The organism is Ruegeria arenilitoris (genome assembly GCF_013032445.1).
GTDB lineage: Bacteria > Pseudomonadota > Alphaproteobacteria > Rhodobacterales > Rhodobacteraceae > Ruegeria > Ruegeria arenilitoris_F.
Genome location: NZ_WQCA01000020.1, coordinates 44762 through 51576, shown reverse-complemented (window position 1 = coordinate 51576; position 6815 = coordinate 44762). Strand labels below are relative to the sequence as shown.

Annotated in this window: 8 protein-coding genes; 2 read left to right on the top strand and 6 right to left on the bottom strand. The window is 51.1% G+C overall.

Annotated elements, in window-relative coordinates; translation table 11 throughout:
* Positions 1 to 632: IS6 family transposase (locus GOW98_RS21440; protein WP_170335878.1), on the bottom strand; the 632-nt coding region annotated here is incomplete at its 3' end.
* Positions 633 to 784: 152 nt separating this feature from the next.
* On the opposite strand from GOW98_RS21440, the gene GOW98_RS21435 reads away from it, so the two are divergent.
* Positions 785 to 1483, top strand: coding sequence for a GntR family transcriptional regulator (locus tag GOW98_RS21435; protein ID WP_170335876.1), 699 nt, complete (start codon positions 785 to 787; stop codon positions 1481 to 1483).
* A gap of 197 nt (positions 1484 to 1680) precedes the next feature.
* On the opposite strand, the gene GOW98_RS21430 is transcribed toward GOW98_RS21435, so the two are convergent.
* Entirely contained in the window at positions 1681 to 2487 is an 807-nt protein-coding gene (locus GOW98_RS21430) for a phytanoyl-CoA dioxygenase family protein (protein WP_254438108.1), read from the bottom strand.
* Positions 2488 to 2491: 4 nt separating this feature from the next.
* Positions 2492 to 3550, bottom strand: coding sequence for an L-idonate 5-dehydrogenase (locus GOW98_RS21425; protein WP_170335872.1), 1059 nt, complete (start codon positions 3548 to 3550; stop codon positions 2492 to 2494).
* Between the two features lie 69 nt (positions 3551 to 3619).
* Between GOW98_RS21425 and GOW98_RS21420 the strand changes: the two genes are divergently transcribed.
* Positions 3620 to 4387 carry an SDR family oxidoreductase gene (locus GOW98_RS21420; protein ID WP_170335869.1) on the top strand — a complete coding sequence of 256 codons (768 nt, stop codon included), beginning with the start codon at positions 3620 to 3622 and terminating at the stop codon, positions 4385 to 4387.
* Positions 4388 to 4434: 47 nt separating this feature from the next.
* Here the strand turns inward: GOW98_RS21420 and GOW98_RS21415 are convergent, their stop codons facing one another.
* The 3 genes from GOW98_RS21415 to GOW98_RS21405 are packed head-to-tail and all read right to left on the bottom strand — an operon-like array spanning position 4435 to position 6806.
* Positions 4435 to 5025 carry a LysE family translocator gene (locus GOW98_RS21415; protein ID WP_170335867.1) on the bottom strand — a complete coding sequence of 197 codons (591 nt, stop codon included), beginning with the start codon at positions 5023 to 5025 and terminating at the stop codon, positions 4435 to 4437.
* A 16-nt stretch (positions 5026 to 5041) separates the two neighbouring features.
* Positions 5042 to 5965, bottom strand: coding sequence for a 2-hydroxyacid dehydrogenase (locus GOW98_RS21410; RefSeq protein ID WP_170335865.1), 924 nt, complete (start codon positions 5963 to 5965; stop codon positions 5042 to 5044).
* On the bottom strand, positions 5958 to 6806 hold the full coding sequence (locus tag GOW98_RS21405; protein ID WP_170335863.1) for a fumarylacetoacetate hydrolase family protein: 849 nt from the start codon (positions 6804 to 6806) through the stop codon (positions 5958 to 5960). The genes GOW98_RS21410 and GOW98_RS21405 overlap by 8 nt, the downstream gene beginning before the upstream one ends.
* Between the last annotated feature and the right edge of the window lie 9 nt (positions 6807 to 6815).

The following is a 6815-nucleotide window of genomic DNA, read 5'->3' as shown; positions in this document are numbered from 1 at the left end:
GATCTTTCCTGGTTTAAGTGGTTGTAGACGGAGGAATGGACGGCGGCGAATTTCTGTAAACTTCGCATGCGCCTGAAACGCTGCATGGCGCGTTCGCTTCGTCGAAACGGCAGGTGCGAATTCTCGACGCGGTTGTTGAGCCACCTGCCCGTCTGCTGTTTTTCGAGTGCACCCAATTGTCTGAGCGCAGCCTTATAGGATGCGAAGCGATCCGTGACGATCTCTTCGGCGCAACCATGCCGCTTCATCAATTTCTTGAGGAATTTCAGTGCTGCATCTTTGTTTCGACGTTTGGTGACAACGGCTTCCAGCACCTCACCTTCGTGATCAACGGCCCGCCAAAGATAAAGCCGCTTGCCATTTACCTTCACAAAAACCTCATCCGCGTGCCACTTCCATTTGGAGAACGCGCGCAGCTGCTGAACACGCTTTCGCCTGATCTCAGCGGCAAACATCGGCCCGAACCTGTTCCACCAATATCGGACAGCTTCGCGGCTGACATCGATGCCTCGCTCATGAAGCAGATCTTCGACATTCCGAAGAGAGAGCGGGAAACGGATGTACAGCATCACTGCAAGGCGGAAGATCTCGGGACTGGTTTTGAAGTATTTGAATGGTGATCGTCTTTTCATCCCCAGAGGCTACGAAAGCCCCCTGCCCGCCTCAACCCAAGTTCTTCTGACAAGACCCTTCTGACAAGACCCCCTCGATAATCATTGGGTCCTGACCCTAACACATTGAATGCCAATGTCTCGGTTGTTACAGTCCTGATAGAGGAAACGAAATGGCTCTATTCAACCGCCCGAAATCATTAACCGAGTTAGTGGCTGAAAACCTGAAAGAACGCATTTTAAGTGGCGAGTTCGATCTAGGTGAACAGCTTTCAGAGGCTAAAATTTCCAAAGAACTGGAAGTAAGTCGAACGCCGGTACGTGAAGCGATCAACAGACTTGAAATGGAAGGATTATTGGTCGTCGAACCCCAACGTGGATCATTCGTATTTGACCTTGAACCTGACGAACTCGATAAACTAATCGATGCGCGAGTTTGCCTTGAAACCGCGGCGTTAAAATACGCTATGCAAACCGACAGCAAGAGGCTGCACGCCGAACTGGACAAATGTGTTAAAGAAATGAATCTGGCAAGAGATTCTGGAAATGATACGGAATATCTTCGACAGGACACTATTTTCCACCAGTGTATATTCGACTGCGCGAACAATAGATTCCTCAACGACGCCTATCAGACAATAGCCTTGAAAGTTTCAGCCGTGCGCAACAGGCTAGGTCGCCACCCTAGGCATATGTCGAGATCCCACGAGCAGCACATTGAACTAGTCAAGTCAGTGAAGCAGGATGATTTCCACTGGGCTTTCGAAGTATTGGAAAACCACATTGACAAAAAAAGTGGTTCATATTGGAGCGAAGCGACCGAAAAGGTCAAAACAAAGGAAGAGGCGCTAAGCGCAACTATCGCAAATTGAGAATTAAACAAAAAACATTTTGAGTTTTTGATGACTAGTTTGATTTCGAACCTGCCGTAGACTTCCTCTGCAACTTTTCACCCAGTGGAAGAAAAGCTTAGCGACTATAATAACTTTTAATTGTCTACTAGTTTTCGCGATTTCAGGTCGGCTTCCCGGTCGAAATAGCAATGGGTCTGAGCTCGGGAAGGGAGTCTTTACACTCCGGCGAAGAGTATTTGTTTCTTGCGATCTGCATCCCTTTGACACAAAACGAAATCGTTCTCATTCAAAAAGCCCTGAGGGGAGGACGCAACTAAAAAATGCCCAAAATCATCTCGCCCTGCGACTAGCGCAACCAAAGTTTTCACTCCGTTTTGCTGTTTCATTGAGGGCTTTATGAAACGCAACGCCGCACCAATGCGTCTATCGTCTGTGTTATTGGGCCCTGATGCGTGAAAGAGATGCCCGTGATGCATGGATGCCTGCCCTGCACGCAATTCCGCAGCAACTGCATCTTTTTCGTTCACATCGACTGCGATTTCCTGCCCACGTGACAAAAGATTGTTTTCGCTGAAGGTGTCCACGTGAGGCACGATACGGCTTTTATGGCTGCCAGGAACAAACCTCATACACCCGCTTTGCTCAGACGCTTCTGAAATCGCAACCCAACAGGTTACCTCTTCAGCATCATCCAAACCCCAATAGGTCAAGTCTTGGTGCCACGAGACTATCTTCGATGATCGCGCTTCTTTTACGAAAAGTGCACCGCTCCAAACCATGAGGTCCGGCCCCAACACTGTTGAAGCAGCCTCAATCAGCTTCGGATGGCGAAGAAGTGCATCGAATGACGGTATCAGCCTGTCCGGATAAGAATATAGAAGCTTGAGTTTCTCTGGGTCGTCTCTGAGAATGCACTCTGCTTTCTCAAAATCATCGCGCAGCGTTTGGACCTCCGAAGCTGTCAGGATATCCAGCGGAGCTACGAAACCGTCTCTTTCATAAGTCTTTGCAATATCGCGCATTCGTCTATCCATCGTCATTTTCCGGAAACGTTAACTGCACCTTCATTGATTGGCTTCGATCAGACGCGACCTCAAAGGCAGTGACAGCCTCGCCAACTTCGAAGGAATGCGTCACCAACTGGTCGACGTTTATTAGTCCGCTTCGCATCATCTCGACCGCGACTGAGAACTCGGAATGGAAACGGAAAGACCCGCGGAGCACTATCTCTTTTGCAGTCAATGCCTGCATCGGCACTGTCATATCTCCGCCCAGACCAAGCTGAACCAATGTTCCACCCGGCCTCAAGCATGCGACGCCAGAAGCCAGAGCCGATTGAGCCCCGGAACACTCCAGTTGGACATCAACCTGGCCCTTGTCCTTTTCAAACTGCTCCAGTTTTTGCGGATCGGTGTAGATGTTGATGACATCGTCTGCCCCGCTTTCACGCGCCAGAGCGAGGGTTTGGTCCGAGATGTCCGTCGCCACTATTCTGGCCGCCCCAAAACGACGTACCGCCAAGATCGTGAGGCAGCCGATCGGACCGCATCCCGTGATAAGTACCGTTTTACCCAAGAGGCTCCCAGCTTGTTTAATCGCGTGCAAACAGACCGCCAGAGGTTCGGCCATAGCGGCCTGCGCAGGGCTCAACCCATCTGCCGGAACGCATTGACTGGCTTTCGCCACGAGTTTGCTTTGAAAAGCGCCTTGGATATGCGGGAACGGCATCGCGCTGCCATAGAACTTCATATCAAGACAGTGGTTTTGCTGCCCGTTCAGACAATAAATGCAGGCTTGGCAAGGGCGGGATGGAGAAACTGCAACCAGTTGGCCTAAGTGCAGCCCCTGCACACTTGACCCGACTTTCAAGATTTCCCCGGCGACTTCATGTCCTAGCACCATCGGCTGACGCAACTTGATCGCACCGAAACCACCGTGGTTATAATAATGCAGGTCAGAGCCGCAAATCCCACCCGCGCGCATGGCAATCAAGACTTCGTCTGGCCCCACGTCGTGTACGTCCCGGTTTTCCAACCTCAGATCTTTTGCGGCATGGATAACAACAGCAACACTGGCCGAAGACATTGCACAGACTCCCTATACAGATTGCCAAAAGATACGGATAGTCGGTGCTGACAACCAAGGGGTTTTTGCATGACGCTTGAAATGTTCAACCTAGAGGGAACACGCGCACTAGTAACAGGCTCTAGCCAAGGCATTGGATTTGCGTTGGCTCGTGGCTTGGCTGCCGCCGGTGCGCAGGTCGTTTTGAACGGGCGCGACACCACGAAACTAGCGGCAGCCGCATCCGAGTTGAGCGAAACAGGCGCCTCGATACGTGAACTTTCGTTCGATGCAACCGATCATGAAGGTGTCCGATCTGCCGTGGACAACTTTGAAGATAATGTCGGCCCCATAGACATCCTGATAAACAACGCCGGAATGCAGCACAGGACGGAGCTACAGGATTTCCCCGCTGATGCCTTCGAGCACCTCCTACAGACAAATGTAGCGTCCGTCTTTCATGTCGGTCAGGCTGTAGCACGGCACATGATTGAAAGAAAGTCAGGCAAGATCATTAACATTGCGTCGGTTCAATCCGCATTGGCAAGACCAGGTATTGCGCCTTACACGGCGACAAAAGGTGCCGTGACCAACCTTACAAAAGGAATGGCGACTGATTGGGCTAAGTATGGTCTAAACTGCAATGCCATTGCGCCTGGATATTTCGATACACCTTTGAACGCCGCACTGGTTGCTGACCCTGAGTTCAGTGCATGGCTCGAGAAACGCACCCCGGCCGGTCGCTGGGGCAATGTAGAAGAACTTGTAGGCGCCGCCATATTCCTTGCCTCCCCTGCATCCAGTTTCGTTAATGGACATACTCTCTACGTTGATGGCGGAATAACGGTGTCACTTTGATTTGTGTCTTTCAACCGTTTGCTAGGTACGACTGACGCAGGCTACGTTTAAAGCGCCGACGCCAAAGCAATCACCACAACAACCATCAATGAAGCCGCCATCGCAAAGTTGATCCTTTGATGTGATCTCTCACTTAATTCAAGGCTGCCCAGCTTTGCGCCAGCACCCAGCCAGATCATGTGCACTGGCACCCAAATCATATTGAATACTACGATTTTTATGACGACCTCCCAAACGGGCGCATCGGGCAAAAAGGCAAACCCTGAAAACAATGCAGTGCCGACCACGTAAGCCTTGGGATTAATGAACTGAAGTGTCAGCCCGTTCGCAAAACCAAGTGGCGAGACCGCGGGGGAAAACCCGACCTTTGAGCCAGCGCTTGCAATACGCCAGGCGAGAAATCCCAAATACCCGACAGAGGCAAATAGCAGCAAAGTTCTAAGTACCGGTATAGCCAAAGCTACTGCAGCGACTCCAGAGACAACCAACATCATGTTGATAAACCCGCCCAGCATCAAACCGGCCACAAAAGCGAGCCCGGCTCGAAAGCCAAATGATGATCCAATACCCGCAGTTGTCAAAACACCTGGGCCAGGCGTAATCAGCAGAAAGAAAACCGCAACGGCAAACTCAAACACTGTTCAGATTGGCCTTCTACAAATCTCTGCATTCCGGCACAGCTGTGATCACCGATCCGTCCTTAAGGTGTTGCAGGAGATTGTCGACAGTTAGGTCACCCATAGCTGCACGCGTCTCAATAGTCGCGCTACCAGCGTGAGGGAGCAGAACGACATTGGACAACTCGCGCAATGCTTTTGGAACGCGCGGTTCGTCCTCAAAAACATCAAGCCCTGCCCACCCGAGCTCACCGTTTTGCAATGCATTGATTAGGGCAGTTTCGTCGACAACCGAACCTCGACTAACGTTTATAAGAGTGCCACCTGCCCCCAACGCGCGCAACACCTCAGCGTTTACCAGCCTATTGGTCGACGGGCCGCCGGGCGTGATGCATATGAGGACGTCCACATGTTCTGCCATTTCAACCAAACTTTCGAAATATCGGTACGGGACATCCTTTTGATTGCGGGTGTGATAAGAGATTTCAGGGGCCCACGGCTCCAACTTATCAACGATCGCCTGACCAATACGACCAAGACCAAGAATGCCTATTCTTTGATTGTCCGCTGATCGCGTCAAAGGGGCATTACCTTCAACTTCCCACCGTCCGGACCGAACATAATCGTCGTCACGGATGAGCTCTCGATAACATGACAGCAACAGCAAAACGGCGGTGGTTGCGACTTCTTTGTTCAAAACATTGGGTGTGTGCGTCACAACAATCCCGCGCTCAGCCGCGGCATTTGCGTCGACGGCGTCGTAACCGACTCCATAGACGCTGATCATCTTCAGACTGCTGAGTGATGTCATCAGGTCATGCGGAACGCCATCATGCCCATTTGTAACGATATGTGTTATACTATCCGCGCTGAAATCGTCCAATTGATGAATATTGAAAACTGCGGATAGGCGTTCTCGCATCCGTTCAGTGATCCCTCCGATTTGCAACAAGTCAGTCATCTTGGCCGACCTCTTGCCGCTGAACACCAAGCCCATCGATGCGAAGCTCCATGACGTCGCCTTTTTTCAGGTAAACTGGTTCCGGCTTGATCCCCATTCCAACACCGGGCGGTGTTCCGGTTGAAATGACGTCACCGGGATGCAGTGTGAAAAGTTGGCTTAGATGTTCAATGATCTCGGCAACGGAAAAGATCATCGTAGCAGTATTCCCGGTTTGCATGCGCTGACCGTTTACATCCAATGACATACCAAGACTTTGAGGATCCGGCACCTCATCCCGGGTCACTAGCCACGGGCCAGTAGGGCCAAATGTGTCACAAGACTTGCCTTTGGTCCATTGACCGGTCAGTTGAGTTTGAAAATGCCTTTCCGACACGTCGTTTACGATGCAATAGCCAGCAACGTATTCGAGCGCGTCGGCCTTGGAAACGTATTTGGCTGTTTTACCTATAACGACGCCCAGTTCGCATTCCCAGTCAGTGTGTGTAGATCCCCGCGGCATGACAACTTCGTCATATGCCCCAATGACCGCTGAGTTAGCCTTGAAAAAAAGTATCGGATGCTCGGGAATATCTGCGCCGGTTTCTGCAGCATGGTCCGAGTAGTTCAAACCGATGCAAAGAAATTTACCGATGTCACCGACACACGGTGCGATACGAGGGTCACCCTCTACAATTGGCAGGTTGTTCGGATCCAATGAGCGCAGGTTATCAAGCGTTCCGTCCTCCAACATATCCCCCGTAATATCAATGATATGAGCGGACAGATCCCGCAATTGGCCTTCAGCGTCGACCAACGCAGGCTTTTCCGAGCCCTCAACTCCGTAACGAACAAGTTTCATTTCTGTTCC